At 48.0% G+C, this 15,428-nt stretch carries 15 protein-coding genes; 2 read left to right on the top strand and 13 right to left on the bottom strand.

Annotated elements, in window-relative coordinates; translation table 11 throughout:
* Positions 1 to 94: 94 nt before the first annotated feature.
* The 6 genes from G9F48_RS18095 to G9F48_RS18070 form a co-directional block, all read right to left on the bottom strand.
* Positions 95 to 1,183 (bottom strand): toxic anion resistance protein, encoded by a 1,089-nt coding sequence (locus G9F48_RS18095; RefSeq protein ID WP_003156642.1) that lies wholly within the window; start codon positions 1,181 to 1,183, stop codon positions 95 to 97.
* A gap of 6 nt (positions 1,184 to 1,189) precedes the next feature.
* A complete protein-coding gene (locus G9F48_RS18090; RefSeq protein WP_165409918.1) occupies positions 1,190 to 2,812 on the bottom strand; it encodes a YceG family protein in 1,623 nt (540 codons plus the stop codon).
* Between the two features lie 72 nt (positions 2,813 to 2,884).
* Positions 2,885 to 3,658, bottom strand: coding sequence for a TerC family protein (locus G9F48_RS18085; RefSeq protein ID WP_003156644.1), 774 nt, complete (start codon positions 3,656 to 3,658; stop codon positions 2,885 to 2,887).
* Between the two features lie 38 nt (positions 3,659 to 3,696).
* On the bottom strand, positions 3,697 to 4,275 hold the full coding sequence (locus G9F48_RS18080) for a TerD family protein (RefSeq protein WP_003156645.1): 579 nt from the start codon (positions 4,273 to 4,275) through the stop codon (positions 3,697 to 3,699).
* A gap of 32 nt (positions 4,276 to 4,307) precedes the next feature.
* On the bottom strand, positions 4,308 to 4,889 hold the full coding sequence (locus tag G9F48_RS18075; RefSeq protein WP_003156648.1) for a TerD family protein: 582 nt from the start codon (positions 4,887 to 4,889) through the stop codon (positions 4,308 to 4,310).
* 23 nt (positions 4,890 to 4,912) lie between these two features.
* Entirely contained in the window at positions 4,913 to 5,509 is a 597-nt protein-coding gene (locus tag G9F48_RS18070) for a TerD family protein (protein ID WP_165409917.1), read from the bottom strand.
* A gap of 275 nt (positions 5,510 to 5,784) precedes the next feature.
* On the opposite strand from G9F48_RS18070, the gene G9F48_RS18065 reads away from it, so the two are divergent.
* Positions 5,785 to 6,780, top strand: coding sequence for an LLM class flavin-dependent oxidoreductase (locus tag G9F48_RS18065; protein WP_003156651.1), 996 nt, complete (start codon positions 5,785 to 5,787; stop codon positions 6,778 to 6,780).
* Positions 6,781 to 6,824: 44 nt separating this feature from the next.
* Here the strand turns inward: G9F48_RS18065 and G9F48_RS18060 are convergent, their stop codons facing one another.
* From G9F48_RS18060 to G9F48_RS18035, 6 genes are all read right to left on the bottom strand, one after another.
* Entirely contained in the window at positions 6,825 to 7,664 is an 840-nt protein-coding gene (locus G9F48_RS18060; protein WP_003156653.1) for a metal ABC transporter permease, read from the bottom strand.
* Entirely contained in the window at positions 7,622 to 8,317 is a 696-nt protein-coding gene (locus G9F48_RS18055; protein ID WP_003156655.1) for a metal ABC transporter ATP-binding protein, read from the bottom strand. Before G9F48_RS18055 ends, G9F48_RS18060 begins: the two co-directional genes overlap by 43 nt.
* Positions 8,318 to 8,371: 54 nt before the next feature.
* Positions 8,372 to 9,331, bottom strand: a complete 960-nt coding sequence (locus G9F48_RS18050; protein ID WP_003156656.1) for a metal ABC transporter substrate-binding protein — start codon at positions 9,329 to 9,331, stop codon at positions 8,372 to 8,374.
* Positions 9,332 to 9,517: 186 nt separating this feature from the next.
* A complete protein-coding gene (locus G9F48_RS18045; protein WP_165409916.1) occupies positions 9,518 to 11,197 on the bottom strand; it encodes a glycoside hydrolase family 13 protein in 1,680 nt (559 codons plus the stop codon).
* 83 nt (positions 11,198 to 11,280) lie between these two features.
* Complete coding sequence (locus G9F48_RS18040; protein WP_060563029.1) at positions 11,281 to 12,060, bottom strand: glucose 1-dehydrogenase; 780 nt, start codon at positions 12,058 to 12,060, stop codon at positions 11,281 to 11,283.
* Between the two features lie 115 nt (positions 12,061 to 12,175).
* Complete coding sequence (locus tag G9F48_RS18035) at positions 12,176 to 13,297, bottom strand: response regulator aspartate phosphatase (protein WP_003156660.1); 1,122 nt, start codon at positions 13,295 to 13,297, stop codon at positions 12,176 to 12,178.
* 109 nt (positions 13,298 to 13,406) lie between these two features.
* On the opposite strand from G9F48_RS18035, the gene G9F48_RS18030 reads away from it, so the two are divergent.
* On the top strand, positions 13,407 to 13,910 hold the full coding sequence (locus G9F48_RS18030; protein WP_146276060.1) for a M15 family metallopeptidase: 504 nt from the start codon (positions 13,407 to 13,409) through the stop codon (positions 13,908 to 13,910).
* Here G9F48_RS18030 and G9F48_RS18025 read toward each other — a convergent pair.
* A complete protein-coding gene (locus G9F48_RS18025; protein ID WP_165409915.1) occupies positions 13,907 to 15,265 on the bottom strand; it encodes a YcdB/YcdC domain-containing protein in 1,359 nt (452 codons plus the stop codon). The genes G9F48_RS18030 and G9F48_RS18025 overlap by 4 nt on opposite strands.
* Positions 15,266 to 15,428 lie beyond the last annotated feature (163 nt).

Below are 15,428 nucleotides of genomic sequence, written 5' to 3'. Positions count from 1 at the left end.
ATGATTACCGTATAAGTTTACACTTGTCTTTACATATTGTCATTATCTTTTTTCGCAAAAAAATCCCGCTTGCCGTAAGCAAGCGGGGTGTGCGTTAATTCTTTAAGACTGCGTTTTTAATATTATCCTGAAGCTGTTGAATCCGTTTCGCTCCGTCTTCTCTGATACGTCTGTTCTCTTCCTCGATCTGTTTCGTTTCCTGCATACCGCTGACAATCGTATTCCAAGACGTTTCAATCGTCTCAATGTCAATGCTCGGACGGCCTGCCATACGGGCAATCTCCACGCTTTGGTTTGAGATATTTTCAGCGTTGCGCTTCAGCATTTCATTCGTGCGGCGGTCCAGCTCGCTCATTGAATCAGCCACAAGCTTTTGCCGTTTGACTGTGACAGCCTGAATGATGCCGTTTTTGAAAATCGGAATCGTAATGACGAAAGCGGAATTGATTTTTCCGATGAGCTTCGTATTTCCGCGCTGAAGGAGGCGGATCTGCGGCGCTGTCTGCAGCGCCACCATCCGCGCCATATCTAAATCATAGACACGTTCCTCAAGCGCCTGAAGCCCGTCACGCAGCGTATCAAGCTGCATTTGCGCAAGCTGGTTTCCGCCGGCCGCTTTTTCTTCATAAGAAGGAATGAGCGCCTGCATTTCCTCAAGCTTCATCTGCCCGGCGACAACATATTTTTCAAGCTCCATGTAGTAGTTAATGTTGTTTTCATACATCTCTTCAAGCGTATGGTTCGTCTTTGCCATTTCATCTTTGTATTTCGAAATTTCGACGTGGATTTTTTCAATTTCTCCGCCCAGGGTGCGGTACTTTTGAAAAATCTTTTCAATCATGCTGTTGCCGCGTTTGAACATTTTAGCGAGAAATCCTTTTGGTTCATCGAAATCATTTTTGTCGAAACGGTCCATGATTTTTCCGAGCTGCGTCAGCATTGTGCCTGAATCCGTGACACTTGTTGTTTTCATCATATTTAAGATGCGGTCGGAGAACTTCGAGATTTCAACTGCCGGTTCTTTTCCGTACTCAAGCAGCTCCATTTGGTTTTTCACGTCAATCTGCTGCGAAATGCGCTGCACTTCAGGGTCTTGGCGCAGCTGCATCCGGATGTCATCTGCTTTTTGTTCAGAAATCTCTTCATTTTTATCAAGAACAAGCGGATTTTGATTTTCTGTCATGTTTATTTACTCTCCCTGCTTTTGCGTAATGGTTCTAAACAGCTTTCTTACGAGTGACGGCTCCTTATATTCCTGCCGAAACACCATGTCCTCCAGCCAATGGACATCAAATTGGCTTTCTTCAATATAATGCTCAATGTCCTGATGGCCCGGCGGATTATACAAGATGATATCGACGCCGAATTTATTTAAAAACAAAAGAGCGGCGGCATCAGAACGTGTGAGTTCGCCATTTTGTTCCGTATGATATAAAACGAGTTTCGGAACGGTTTGGGCGTAATCAAACGTCTGAATCAATTGCAGCAGCGAAGCGGGCAGATTCGTCGCCTGGCGGAACAAATAGATTGCGGCATCCCTTGCCTGCTCCCCGGGCAAAGTCTTCAGCCCTGGGTTTCTGCACATGTCAGAAATCACATTGGCGATGGCGCTCTGCACACCTGAAGGCAGATGCTTGTACTGCCAGATGTTGCTTCTTTTCAGCCTGTCCGCGTCAATCGCTCCTTCTTCGTTCAAAACCTGACTGTAGTGATACTGGTAGTTGGCTTTCAACTCTTCCGTAAACGGAAAACTGCGGATCATGTGTGTCTCCTGATAGTCCGCGGCGGTATGGAGTCTGTTCCAATATTCTTTCGTATCTTTGGAGACCCCCATCACTTTCGCAAAAAGGTTCGGAACGGCCACCCGCTCCCTGTCCGCTTTAAATTGCGGCCGGATAAACGCCCGCTCCTTCGCAATGAGAAATAACTCATCATATGTCGTTTTTAAGGTCACGGACTGCGGGGTGTGCTCCCTGAACTGCCAAGGCTTATACATCATGGATTCCTCATGGTTCAGCACATGCTCAATTTCTTTCGTTGACCGGTAGGCCGTCGTGGACGTTCTGTCCGGCTTTTCTTTCGGAAAAGGCTCAAGACCGCCTGTTGCGGGGAGCTTTATCACAAAGCTGAGCTCCTCATCCGGATCAATCAAGCTGAACGGATCTTCCGCAGCCGGATGAAACAATAGGACATCACAGCCGATCAGCACGAGATAATAGAGAAAATAGAGCTGGCTTTTGGTCGCGTCTCCATACCACACCACCTTCGGCATCTCACGCTCTATATCGGCTTGTTCGAGCCATGGATTCAGGTGGTTCAGCGAAAACTTTGACACATCCAAGAGCACACGCCGGAAATCGGGATGATTCAGCCCGTTTTCATGCCGGTCCGCAAAAGTTTCCAAAAGTGTCATAAACGCGGTTCTCAGCCGGCGGTGCATAAGCGGATCAGCGTGTTTGGCAAGCAGCCTGCCCCCATCGAGAAACGCGACAAACCTGGAAACCGAAAGCCCTTTCTCTTTTTGATTGACCGAATGGATGTGCTGCAGCGCCTGAAACGTTTCCGGCGCGATGGTCTTATCCAGCGTCTCGCTCAACACATGGATGTTTTCATGAGAAGACAGCTCGAAAAGCTTACTGTAATACTCCGTCTCATCATAAGGAGTGCCCAAAATCCGGACGGCAAGACGGGTAAACGCCAGCCCGTTTTCCCGCTCGTAACCGGGACGTTCCGGCAGCGGCCGCATCAGAAACGTTTCCCAGTCATCATTTTCCGGCTCGGCCTTTCGGATCACCAATTCCTCCTGCTTCATCATTTTCCTCCTTTCTCTTCATGATAATCGGTACAAAAAAGGAAGGAAATGAACTCTCCCTCCTTTTTTGTTTTATTCTTCTTTAGATGCAGCCGTCTGCTCCTGAACCTGCTTTTGTTTGTTGAAATAGTGGATAATAAACGTGACCACAAACGCAGCGATGATGATTCCGAAGAACACCACGTGCGGCATTTCATAATCAAAGGCGCTCGCCGCCATTTTCACGGCGATAATCCCGATCAGCACAAAAGCCGTGTTTTCAAGCTCAGGGATTTTATCAATTAACACAAGGAATACTTTTGCGACTGTACGCATCATGAGAATACCGAGCATACCGCCGATCAAGAGCACCCACACTTTTTCCGATACCGCAAACGCGGCTAAAATGCTGTCAACAGAGAAGGCCAGATCCATTAACTCAACTGAAACGACAGTGGCCCAGAAAATTCCGAACGTACGGACCATCCATGAATTTTTCTTCATGCCTTCCGTATCGTCATCACCTTCTCCGATCCAGAAATGCTTAATGACGAGCCAAGCCAGGTACAGCGCGCCAAGCACTTTGATCCACCAGAACTTAATGAGCAGCATCCCGATTCCGATAAAGATAAAACGGAAAATATATGCCCCGAACAATCCGTATGTTAATGCTTTCTTCCGTTGTTTTTCAGGCAGATGCCTTACCATAACCGCAAGCACTAACGCATTGTCGGCCGACAGCAGCCCTTCCAGCAGAACCAAGGAACCGATCAGCCCCCATGATACAGGGTCAGTCAGCACCTCACCCCACATTTTCCAATCAAAAAAGGAAGCGTAGGTCGACATAATATGATGTAGAAAATCCAAGTTTTTTCCTCCTATTTAGTAAAACGGTAATTTCCTGCTTACACCTGCAAGCCGTAATTCCGGCAAAGTGATGCCAGACCGCCGGAAAACCCGCTGCCGATGGCGTTAAACTTCCACTCAGCCCCATGGCGGTAAAGCTCACAAACGACAACCGCCGTTTCAATCGAGAAGTCTTCCCCTAAATCGAAACGAAGCAGTTCATTCTGGCTGTTTTCATCGACGACGCGCACGAACGCGTTCGAAACTTGTCCGAAATTTTGGCCGCGCGCTTCCGCATCATGAATCGTGACGGTGATGCCGATCTTTTCAATATTTGCGGGTATTTTTGAGAAGTCGACGATAATTTGTTCATCGTCTCCCTCTCCCTCGCCCGTCCGGTTGTCTCCCGTATGGATGACGCCCCCGCTCGGGTGTTCCAGGTTATTGTAGAAAACAAAATCAAGATCATTAACACAGTTGTCATGGGCATCGACAAGAAAAGCCGACGCGTCAAGGTCAAAGTCATGCCCTCCGGAGTACTTGTTCGTATCCCAGCCTAAGCCGATCACCGCTTTTGTAAGACCGGGGTTCGTTTTTGTCAGATCAACACGCTGTCCTTTCGCCAATTGAATAGCCATGTGCCGTCTCTCCCTTCTGTGCTTGATATGGTTCAGCCGATTTGCAGGCCGTAATCTGTCGCAATACGGGCCAGTCCGCCTTGATAGCCTGAGCCGATCGCGGAAAATTTCCATTCGCCGTTATGTCTGTAAAGCTCTCCTGCGATAATGGCTGTTTCAATTGAGAAATCTTCAGCCAGGTCGTAGCGGATCAGCTCTTCATTTGTCTCTTCATTGACAATGCGCACGAACGCGTTGGAAACTTGTCCGAAGTTTTGGCCGCGCGCTTCCGCTTCATGAATCGTGATGACGAATGAAATTTTGTCAATAGCGGCAGGCACCGCGCTCAGGTTGACCCTTACGCTTTCGTCATCACCCTCGCCCTGGCCTGTCAGGTTGTCGCCTGAATGTGCGACAGAGCCGTTTCCGCCTTCAAGCTGATTATAGAAAATAAAATCATCGGGCGACGCGCATCTTCCTGCTTCATTTAATAGAAAGACGCTGGAATCTAAATCAAAATCATGTCCGCCGTCGTATTTGTTTGTATCCCAGCCAAGGCCGACAACGACTTTAGAAAGACCCGGATTTGTTTTAGTCAAATCTACTTTTTGTCCTTTTGCCAATGAAATTGCCATGTGTGCACTCTCCTTTTTATCGTTTAGGCGTATCGGTTAACGATATCGCCGATTTTTGTATCGTTTGTGCCTTCTCCTACCGCGGCGAATTTCCACTCGCCGTCCTCGCGGTAGATTTCAGCCGCGATCAGGCTCGTTCTGCCTGAATAGTTATCTCTTAAATTGTACGTCACCAGTTCTTCGCGATTAGCCTGATCAACGACGCGGATGAACGCGTTTTGAATCATGCCGAAGTCCTGTTTTCGTCTGACGCAGTCGTAAATATTGACGACAAACACAAGTTTATTAATCTGAGCGGGCACTTTCGCCAAATCGATGAGAATTTGTTCATCATCGCCGTCGCCTTCACCCGTCAGATTGTCACCCGTATGTACGACACCGCCGCACCAGCTTTTCAGATTGCCGAAATAGATGACGTTTTTGCTGTCTGTCATTTTATCATTTTCAAGCATCAGTACGGAAGCGTCACAGTCGATATTGGCACCGCCTCCGCCGAACAGCTTTCCGAAAAAGCCGCCGGATGATACAGGGTCCCAGCCGAGTCCGACCAGCAGTTTTGACAGGCCGGCTTTTCCTTTTGTTAAATCAATCCGCTGTCCTTTTTGTAAAGAGATCGCCATATGATTCACTCCTATTCTGTAAGGGTGCCGCTAAGCACGCCGCAAGTGCGCATTTTTACTAAATTCCGGGACAAGAATCCCGGTGTTTATTAAGATATACGTCTTTTATTATATCAAAGTTTCATAAAACATAAGAATTTTTGGCGAAAAACGGCGAAAAATTACTTCCTATATTCTCCTTCGTTCCGGAGAGAATAGAGAAAACAAAGAAATTGACGGGGACTGAACATTTTTCCTATCCTTGTATCAATACATGTCAGGAAAGGGGCAGACGAGTGATTGATTTAAGCATACTTGATCAGGCGCCCGTATCCAAAGGAAACGGGCCGCACGAGACGCTCCGCCGTTCAGCGGAGCTCGCCCGCCTCAGCGAAGGATGGGGCTATAAGCGGTACTGGTTTGCCGAGCATCACGGCACAAGAGGGCTCGCAAGCGTTTCGCCGGAAATTATGATCGCTCATACCGCCGCAGCCACAACGTCCATCCGTGTCGGATCAGGCGGCGTGCTGCTGCCGCAGTACAGCCCCTATAAAGTCGCGGAAACTTTCCGTCAGCTTGAGGCGCTGCATCCGAACCGGATTGACCTTGGGGTCGGACGCTCACCGGGCGGCACGACGAAAATCCGGCTCGCCCTCACAGACGGGGTAAAGAAAAGCATGACCGAGTTTAACAGGCAGCTTCAGGATTTATCATCCTTTCTGACAGATTCGGTTCCCTCGGACCATGCTTATGCCGGAATAAAAACAGCGCCCTTGATTGAAACAGCCCCGCAGCTTTGGGTGCTCGGCCTCGGGGAAAACAGCGCCAGACGCGCCGCTCTTCAAGGTGCGGGCTATGTCTTCGGCCATTTCATTAATCCGGAACGCGGGGAAAAAGCCTTTCAGATCTATCGGGACCATTTCCGGGCTTCCGCCCATTTTTCCGCTCCGGCCTCACTCTGTGCCATTTTCGTCATATGCGCAGCTACGGATGAGAAAGCGGAAGAACTCGCCTTAAGCCAGGATTTATGGCTTCTTCGTGTCGGAAAAGGCGCTGACAGCCGCGTGCCGAGTGTGGAAGAAGCGAAAGCTTATCCGTATTCGCCGGAGGACCGTAAACAGATTGCAGAAAACAGGAAGCGGATGGTGATCGGCTCACCTGCCGCAGTGAAACGCCGTCTGCTTGAACTTTCCGAACGTTATCAGACAAAAGAGATGATGGTGCTGTGCAACGTCTTTGATTTCGAAGCAAAAAAAGAGTCATATGAGCGACTTGCTGATATATTTCTGTAAAAAAAAGCCGTCAAACGGAGCAGCAGATGAGACTGCTGCACCGCTTAACGGCGGTTTTTTCGTTCTTTTCCTTTTTTAAACGCATTCCAAATCCCCTGCAGCATAAAGCCGAGCAGAAGCAGAATGATTAACAGTAAAGTGATTGACGGCCCCGGAGGCGTTCCGAGCTGGTACGAAGACGTCAGCCCCATGAACACACTGAAAAGAGAAATAATAATGGCTGCCGCAAACACCCATTTAAACCCTTTGGCGATACGGATTGCAAAAGCCGCGGGCAGTACGAGGAGCGCGGAAACGAGCAGCACGCCGATAATCGGAATAATGACCGAAATCGCCAGCCCCGTCACGATGCTGAATGACATTGACAGGAGATTTGTGTTAATGCCTGATGTCTTCGCCGTCGCCTCGTCAAAGGTAAGGAGATAGAGCGGTCTGTTTAATATAATGAAATAAAGCAGAATCAGCAGGGTAATGCCTCCGATAATATAGACCTGCTGCTGGCTGACCGTGACAAGCGATCCAAATAAATATTGATCGATGCTCATCGACGCGCCGCCTTTTGACAGGCTGATCAGAAACATCGCAAACGACAGCCCGGCCGCCATTAAGATTGCGATGGATACCTCTGAATATGTACGGTATGCCCGCCGCATATATTCGATGCCGATCGCTCCGATCGTGACGACAACGATGCTCGCCGCCGTAATATTGGTACTGAGAAAAAAACCGATGGCCACGCCCGACAATGAAATATGAGACAGCGTATCCGCCATCAGCGCCTGTCTTCTCAGCACGAGATATACGCCTAATATCGGCGCCATAATTCCGATCATGCTTCCCGCTAGAAAAGCTCGTCGCATGAATTCCAAGTCAAACATTTCCATCCGCCTTTTTCCCCCCTCTCAAGCCGTATGACTTTATCCAAATACTGCTGTACTTCGTTTTGTTCGTGTGTCACCATGACGACGGTGCGGTTGTGATTTTTCACCTGATGGTGCATAAATTCGTAGAAACCCTGTCTGCTTTCATAATCAACCGCGGTTGTCGGTTCATCAAGCATCAGCAGATCCGGATTGCTTGCAAGCATTCTCGCAATGCAGATTTTCTGCTTCTGTCCGCCGGATAAATCGCCGATTTTCCGGTGGCGGAAATCCCACATTTCCACCATCTTCAGCGCGTTTTCCACCTCGTGGTGATCCGTTTCGTTCAATCGTTTAAACCATTTTCCTTTCGTATAACGGCCTGATTGCACAAGCTCCAGAACCGTGCTTGGGAATCCTGCGTTAAATGAAGAAATCTGCTGCGGAACATAGCCGATTGTCAGGCGTTTTCCGGCTGCGTTTTTTTTACTGATCTCGGCCGTTCCTTCCCAAGGTCTGAGCATGCCGAGCATGACTTTCATGAGCGTCGATTTTGACGCGCCGTTCGGTCCTGTAATGCCGACGAATTCGCCGCTTTTGATTTCCAGCGACACACCGTCAAGCACGGGTGTATGCGAATAACCAAAAACGATATCCTGTAATGTAACGAGATTCATGCTGACCTTCCTTTCCCGCATAGAAATAGTGTGCACCCCGCGGCGCACACTATGTTATTTAACCAATAGCGAATCTTTCAGTGCATCAAGATTTTTCTCCATAATGTCGATATAACCGATGCCTTTATCCCGTTCTTTTTGGCTTAAACCTTCCAGTGTATTGAGCACTTCCGTTTTCGCGCCGATTTCACCGGCAAGTGTATCTGCAACTTTAGGCGATGCAACTTCTTCAAAGTAGATGATCTTCACATCATGCTTTTTGGCAAACGTTTTGAGATCCGCCAGTTTGGCCGCACTCGGCTCTTCTTCAGGAGAAAGGCCTGCAATCGCGACTTGTTTTAAGCCGTATTCTTTGGCGAGATAGCTGAATGCCGCGTGCTGTGTGATCAATTCTTTTTTCGACGCTTTATTTAATGTTGTACGGTATAGTTTATCAAGATCCTGCAGTTTTGCAATATATTCTTTACTATTTTTCTCATAGTATGCTTTATTCTTCGGGTCCTGTTTTACGATCTGCGCCGTAATGGTTTTGACCTCTTTTTGCGCAAGAACCGGGCTGAGCCACACGTGAGGGTCCATGCTGCGGCTGTGGTCATGACCGCCGTGTCCATGTTCCTCTTCCTCTTCATCCGAACCTTCGAGCAAGTCAATTCCTTTCGACGCCTTTACAAACTTCGCATGATCAGAGCTCATGCTTTTTTCCGCTGAAGGAACCCATGTCTCCATATATTCGCTGTTGTATACGAAAAGATCGGCGTTTTGAATGCCGGCGATATCCTTCGGCGTCGGCTCCCAATCATGGGGTTCGACCGAAGACGGGATGAGAATGTCTACATCGCCTTTGTCTTTGACAATTTGTTTCGTGAATTCGTACATAGGATAAAAGGTCGTCACGACGTGCAGTTTGCCGCTTTTCGAAGAACCTGACGAACCTTTTGAAGATGAATTGCCGCAGCCCGCCGCAATTAAAAAGCATGCCGCAATGACAATGATTCCGCTCCATTTTTTAAACAAGCCGTTTCCCCCTGTTCTGTAAATCAGAATGATGACGATTTCCAAAGCGTACTTTCTCGTTCATTTGTTACCTATACCATAATAAAACGAAGTAATTACGTTTTGCAAGATATTTTTTCTAAATTGATATCCGACTTACCTAAAAAGCGCCCCCGCCATGTATGGACGGGGGCGTCGTATCACATATCAGGCAAGCAGATAAACTCTTGTTTCATAAGGGCGGAATGTGATGCGGGATTCCGCACCGCCATTATTTTCATAGTTGCTGAGAAGCAGCTCGGCCCTTTCAGGTTCGGAGCCGTCCGGCCAATAAAAGGCGGCTTCTTCTTTCGATACGTTGCTGATGGATATGATTTTTTGTCCGTTTGCCTGTCTTTCATACACAAACAGCTGCGGGTCATCGGGAAACAGCAGCGTGTAGCTGCCTTTTATGATATCAGCATACTGTTTTCGCAGGCGGATCAGTTTTTTGTAAAAGTTCAATATAGAATCGGGATCATCCTGAGCCTCGGCCGCATTGACGGTTTTGTAATTGGGATTGACCTTCAGCCACGGTTCGCCCTCCGTAAATCCGGCATTCTTGCTGCCGTCCCACTGCATCGGTGTACGGGCATGGTCCCGGCTTTTCGCCATAATGGACGCCATGACTTCTTCCCTGTTGCGGCCCATTTCAAATACCCTTTTGTGATACATATTGACGGTCTGAATATCTTGATAATCCTCTATTCTGTCAAACGGAGCGTTTGTCATGCCGAGTTCTTCTCCCTGATAAATGTACGGCGTGCCTTTCATGAAATAAAGCAGGGCGGCAAGCATTTTGGCTGATGCCTTTCGGTATTTGCCTTCGTCTCCGAAGCGGGATACGATCCGGGGCTGGTCATGATTGCACCAATACAGCGTATTCCAGCCTTGATGTTCCAGTTTTTCCTGCCAGTCTGTGAGCACTTTCTTCAAATCGGCCAGCTCAAGCGGTTTTACATCCCAATGCTCTTGGCCCGGCTTTTGATCAAGCTCCATATGCTGAAAATGAAAAATCATATTCAGTTCATGCTCATCGGTTCCCGTGTAGACCAGTCCTTCCTCAGGCGTCACTGATCCGGCCTCGCCGACCGACATCACGTCATATTTGGAAAATACCTCTTTCGTCATTTCTTTTAAGTAATCATGTATCCGTGCCCCGTTTGGCCGGAAAGGCTTCGGATCGGCCCGGCGGGCGATGTAATCTTCATATGGCGGCAAGTATTCTTTTTTTGACAGAAGATGGAGCTGGTCTATTCGCAATCCGTCCACGCCTTTATCGAGCCAAAATCTCATCATCTCGTATACTGATTGCCGAACCTCGGGATTTTCCCAATTCAGATCGGCTTGTTTGACGGCGTTCATATGCAGGTAATATTCGCCCGTATGTTCTTCGTACTGCCAGACGGATTGTCCGTAATCCGACACCCAATCGGTCGGCGGGCCGTCCGCGGTGCCCGGCCGCCAAATATAATAATCGCGGTATTTGCTGTCCGGATTCATTTCCGCCTCTTTGAACCAAGGATGCTCCGTGGATGTATGATTTAAGACGAAGTCCATCACAAGCTTTAATCCGCGGCTGCGGCATTCTGCAAGCAGATCGTGAAAGTCCTCCATCGTTCCGTATGATTCCATAATCGCTTGATGATCCGTCACATCGTAGCCGTTATCGACGTTTGGCGACGGATAAATCGGGCAGATCCATATCACATCAGCGCCAAGTTCTTTTATATAATCGAGACGCGCGATAATCCCCCGCAGGTCGCCTATGCCGTCGCCGTTCGTATCTTGGAAGCTTCGCGGATAGATTTGATAGACAACGGCGTCTTTCCACCAGTCACTCGCCATCTTGCGGCCCTCCTGTTTTTTAGAGAACCATTTCCTTTATGACCCTTCTCTAAACAAAAAAGAGAAGGTTTCCCCTCCTCTTTTTAACTTTCCAGCTGAGACGGATAAAGCGTCATGCCTCCGTCGACGAAAAGTGTCGTTCCGGTTACGTAACTCGCTTCTTCCGACACCATCCATGCGGCGGCCGCGGCGACTTCTTCCGGTTTTCCGAAGGCGTTCATCGGAATTTTTTTCAGCTGGGCCTGTTTATGTGTTTCATCTTCCAGATCCTTATTGGACTCCGTGGCGATCGTGCCGGGAGCGATGGCATTCACCCGGATGCCTTTGTCTGCGTAATTGAGCGCCATCGTTTCCGTCATCATTTTGATACCGCCTTTGGATGCCGAGTACTGCACGTTTTCAGGACGCGGTATTTGCTGATGAACGCTCGATATGTTTAAGACCGTTCCTTTTTTGCCGTGCTCGAGCATATGTTTCAGTGCCGCTTTCGCCCCCAAAAAGGTGCCGGTCACGTTGACGTCGATGACCCTTTGCCAATCCTCCAGGCTCATTTCATGGGGCATCGCTTCGGCTCCGTTAAAGCCGGAATTATTGACCATCACGTCCACGCCCCCGAAATGCTCCTGAGCGGCATTAAACAGCGCCTGAATCCCTTCTTCCGAGGATACATCGGCTTTTACGGTGACGGCTCTGCCTCCCGCTTTCTCAATGATGTCCGCCGCTTCTTCCGCTCCGGCGGAATCACCGAGGTAGTTCACTACCACATTCATCCGCTCCTTGCCGAAGCGTTCGGCAATGGCTTTTCCGATTCCTTTCGAAGAACCTGTTACGATCGCTGTTTTTCCCTGTAAATCCTGATACATTGTCTCATTTCCTCCCTGATGTTAATACAGAGCATGTACCCGGTTTTAATCGGCTGAAAACAAAAGGAATCATAAAAAGAACGATGAAGCCGAAGCTCCCTCGTTCTTTTTTTCATTATGCGTAGTTGTTCATTTGCAGCCTTTTTTGCACGCCGACAAGCCTGCTGAAAAAATAAGATGCCGCTTTGTAGTTCTCCCGTTTATGAAAGAAATGAGCCGCGTCCTGAAGCAGTTCCTCTGTGTCAGCCAACAGCTCCTTTGATTCCAGGATGTCAAAATACTCTTTGAGCGAATCCTGTCCGCCTTCCCCCTGATAAAGCTCTTTAATCAGACGGAATTTCGTCATATAGATCTCATCTTCCCACTCCGCCGCGCTTCTCATGCCCCGCGCGCAGCTGGCGGCGGCTTCACTGTATTTTTCCGTTTTAAAGTAGATATGTGTGAGTGAAAAAACAGCCTGGATGACCTGCCGGAAGCTGTGTGCTTCAAATCCGGCAGCCGCCCGTTCAAAATCCTCCGCCGCCTTGCAAAAGTCACCCAGACTGTACATACAGTGCCCGATATTATAATAGGCCGCAGCAATCATATATTGATCATCAAGCCGCTCTGCGTGCTCCAAGGCGCATTCGAGGTATTCCAGCGCTTTTTTATGCTGCTGGGCGTCCATCAGATTTCCGGCAATGATAAATTTGCACTGCACCCTTCTCATTCCGTATAATTCATATTTCTTGTAAATATCAAGCGCCTGTCCCGCGTAATTCATCGAAAAGAAAGTCTGCTTGATATGATAGTACACCTCAGAAATTTTATACAGAAACTCGGCTTTCTCTATGTCATCTTCCACATATTCAAGCTTTTCCTCAGCCCGCTTATAATGAGAAATCGCTGAGATGAAGTTTTTCTGCTTAAATTCATACATTCCTCTGAAATAGTAAAAATAATATTCCAGTAAGCCGGTCAGCTTTTGCTGGTTCATCTCAATCTCAGTGAGCATTTCAGAGAACGGAGGCTGGCAGTCGCCGTCTTTCATGGGTTTTAATTTATCCAGCATGATGCGGTGCCTAAATTCCATCAATGAAAAATACAACAATAAATCCTGATTTTCTTCCATATCTTCGAGTTCATATTGAATCTCCCGCTTCAGCGCTTCAGCTTTATCGGCTTCAAACGCGCGGATCAGCTTATACCATTCATTCATCTTTACGGCCACTTCTTCAGATGGAATCTTGGATTTCATAGATTTGCCTCCTTCCTCCGGCTACTAATTATGTTATATTTTATCATAGCAAATTTATGGCAGTGAGCAAACAAAGATTTTAATCAATTAAAGAAAGAGAGAATTCACCATGAAACTACCAGTCAGAATTGCGCTGCTTCTGATCCTCTTCTTTTCTGCAGACCTATGTTTTTCCTATGTGCAAAAAGAATTGAGGCCGCAGACGGCATTACAAGATAGAGCCATTCCAAGCGCTCTTCATCCGCTCGTGAAACAGAATGCGGAGCTATTGCGGACGGCCGCTCTGAAAAAAGGCATCACCGTCGTTATCACAGAGGGTTTCAGATCAATTGAGGAACAAAACGAATTGTACCGTCAAGGACGTTCAAAAAAAGGAAATATCGTCACCTACGCAAAAGGCGGGGAATCTTACCACAATTACGGCCTTGCGATCGACTTCGCCCTGCAAAAAAAGGATGGAAGCCTGATTTGGGATATGACGTACGACGGAAACCGAAACGGCACGCCCGATTGGCTTGAGGTCGTATCGATTGCCAAAACGCTCGGTTTTGATTGGGGAGGCGATTGGAGAGGCTTTAAAGATTATCCTCATTTACAAATGATCCCTGGCTAATAATACCTTTTCTTTTTTCGCTTTTGCGCATCAATGTACGGAGGATAGACAGGCCTGTACACAAGCTTATATCCTTCATTGCCGGACGGCGTAAAATCGCGCTGCCACTCCAGCCGCAAATGGAAATCGGATAAAAAAGCGGCCTTTGCTTCTTCGGGAGTAACGGCCGGCACCGGATTGATCTTCTCCAGCTGCTCCGGGTCAATGTCAGGCGCCATGTAAGCTTCCACAAGCCCCGTTACGGGACTGACAAGTATTCTCGCAGCGCCGAACCGCAGCGGAATATCCTGATGCCATACGGAAAAATGGAAGCGGAACCTGCCCCTTCCGTCCGTTTTCAGCGGGTTCATTTTAAAAAACTCGTCCGCTCTCGGATAAAGCTTGTATAAAAATTGAAGCGCGACGGTCTCACACTCTTCCGCAGAATAAAAGGCCGGGCCCTGATGCTCAATAAAAGATTTAAAGGCTGTCATTTTCCCTGTCTTTTTGTCCGTTTTCATCTTCATTGTATTTTTGTTGCTGCTTTCAAAATAGCTTTCGATACTCAAATCTTTCCGTTCCGGAACCGACCCTTTCCGCCATGTCGTTCCGATCTCATCCCCGAGATCGCGCCGACGCGTCTGAACCATATCCGAGGTAAACCCCATCAATTCATCCAGGCTGATTTCCCGTTTATGTTCAAACGCGGGAAGCGGTTTTGCCGGCTCATTCCTGTCTTCGCAAAGCGGCTGATCCGGCACGATATCATCTTCACCGGCCGGATAGCTGTAAGCCGGCAGAATCGGTTCATAGACGAGACGCGGTATTTTCTCAAAATTGACCACATCATAGACGAGACTGAATGTCAGCACACTCATATAATGCGAGACGACTTTTTCCCGATCGACAAATGTTTCCGGGACGGGCGCTTCACCCTTATCCCCGTAATAGATAAACTGCACGACGAAGCCGCTCCTGGTTACATCAACGAAAAAACCTGAATCGGGAAGCGGCCGGCCGAGCACTTTTTTTGTATAGATAAATCGGATGCACCCATTGCGTTCTTCCCTCGCCTGAAAGATGAAATTCATAAAAGTAAGCGGGCGGTGTCTCGCCGCAAACCGAAGAGCCGTCAGCTTTAATTCGGCGTCTGACAGCTGCATGTCTGAACCCGGACAGTCGTTGCGTGAATAGGTAAGCAAAGATCCGTCGTCGCCCAGCTCAATCGTTACCGTTTTATCCGGATGGTTACGATCTTTCCATATATAATAGGCTCTCGTTTTTTGTTTTTCATCATAATCTTCTATTTCAAGCTCATAGTGCGGCGGTATGTTCCCGATCTCCAGCGCTTTTTTTCTCAGATGTTCTTTCAGCAATGGGGTCATCCTTTCAGAAGAGTGTATAAAAAAGAACTGTTTTTAATTATATAAAAACGTCCTTATCCTTTTAAAGGGAAGAAAGTGCCTTTTATGTGTCTATTTTTAGCAAAGAGGGAAAAGAGCCGTATTCAGAGCGGCTGTTTCCCATACAAAAGTCACA

The organism is Bacillus sp. EKM420B (assembly GCF_011065565.1).
In the GTDB taxonomy this organism is placed as follows: Bacteria; Bacillota; Bacilli; order Bacillales; family Bacillaceae; genus Bacillus; species Bacillus velezensis.
This window is presented reverse-complemented; position numbering and strand designations above follow the sequence as displayed.

Bases quoted from the DNA above. Each gene is read 5' to 3' on its own strand.
- G9F48_RS18090 (WP_165409918.1), bottom strand. From the start codon at position 2,812: ATGAAGCAGGAGGAATTGGTGATCCGAAAGGCCGAGCCGGAAAATGAT.
- G9F48_RS18070 (WP_165409917.1), bottom strand. From the start codon at position 5,509: ATGGCGATCTCTTTACAAAAAGGACAGCGGATTGATTTAACAAAAGGA.
- G9F48_RS18060 (WP_003156653.1), bottom strand. From the start codon at position 7,664: ATGGAAATGTTTGACTTGGAATTCATGCGACGAGCTTTTCTAGCGGGA.
- G9F48_RS18080 (WP_003156645.1), bottom strand. From the start codon at position 4,275: ATGGCTATTCAATTGGCGAAAGGACAGCGTGTTGATCTGACAAAAACG.
- G9F48_RS18030 (WP_146276060.1), top strand. From the start codon at position 13,407: ATGAAACTACCAGTCAGAATTGCGCTGCTTCTGATCCTCTTCTTTTCT.
- G9F48_RS18045 (WP_165409916.1), bottom strand. From the start codon at position 11,197: ATGGCGAGTGACTGGTGGAAAGACGCCGTTGTCTATCAAATCTATCCG.
- G9F48_RS18040 (WP_060563029.1), bottom strand. From the start codon at position 12,060: ATGTATCAGGATTTACAGGGAAAAACAGCGATCGTAACAGGTTCTTCG.
- G9F48_RS18075 (WP_003156648.1), bottom strand. From the start codon at position 4,889: ATGGCAATTTCATTGGCAAAAGGACAAAAAGTAGATTTGACTAAAACA.
- G9F48_RS18095 (WP_003156642.1), bottom strand. From the start codon at position 1,183: ATGACAGAAAATCAAAATCCGCTTGTTCTTGATAAAAATGAAGAGATT.
- G9F48_RS18055 (WP_003156655.1), bottom strand. From the start codon at position 8,317: ATGAATCTCGTTACATTACAGGATATCGTTTTTGGTTATTCGCATACA.
- G9F48_RS18035 (WP_003156660.1), bottom strand. From the start codon at position 13,297: ATGAAATCCAAGATTCCATCTGAAGAAGTGGCCGTAAAGATGAATGAA.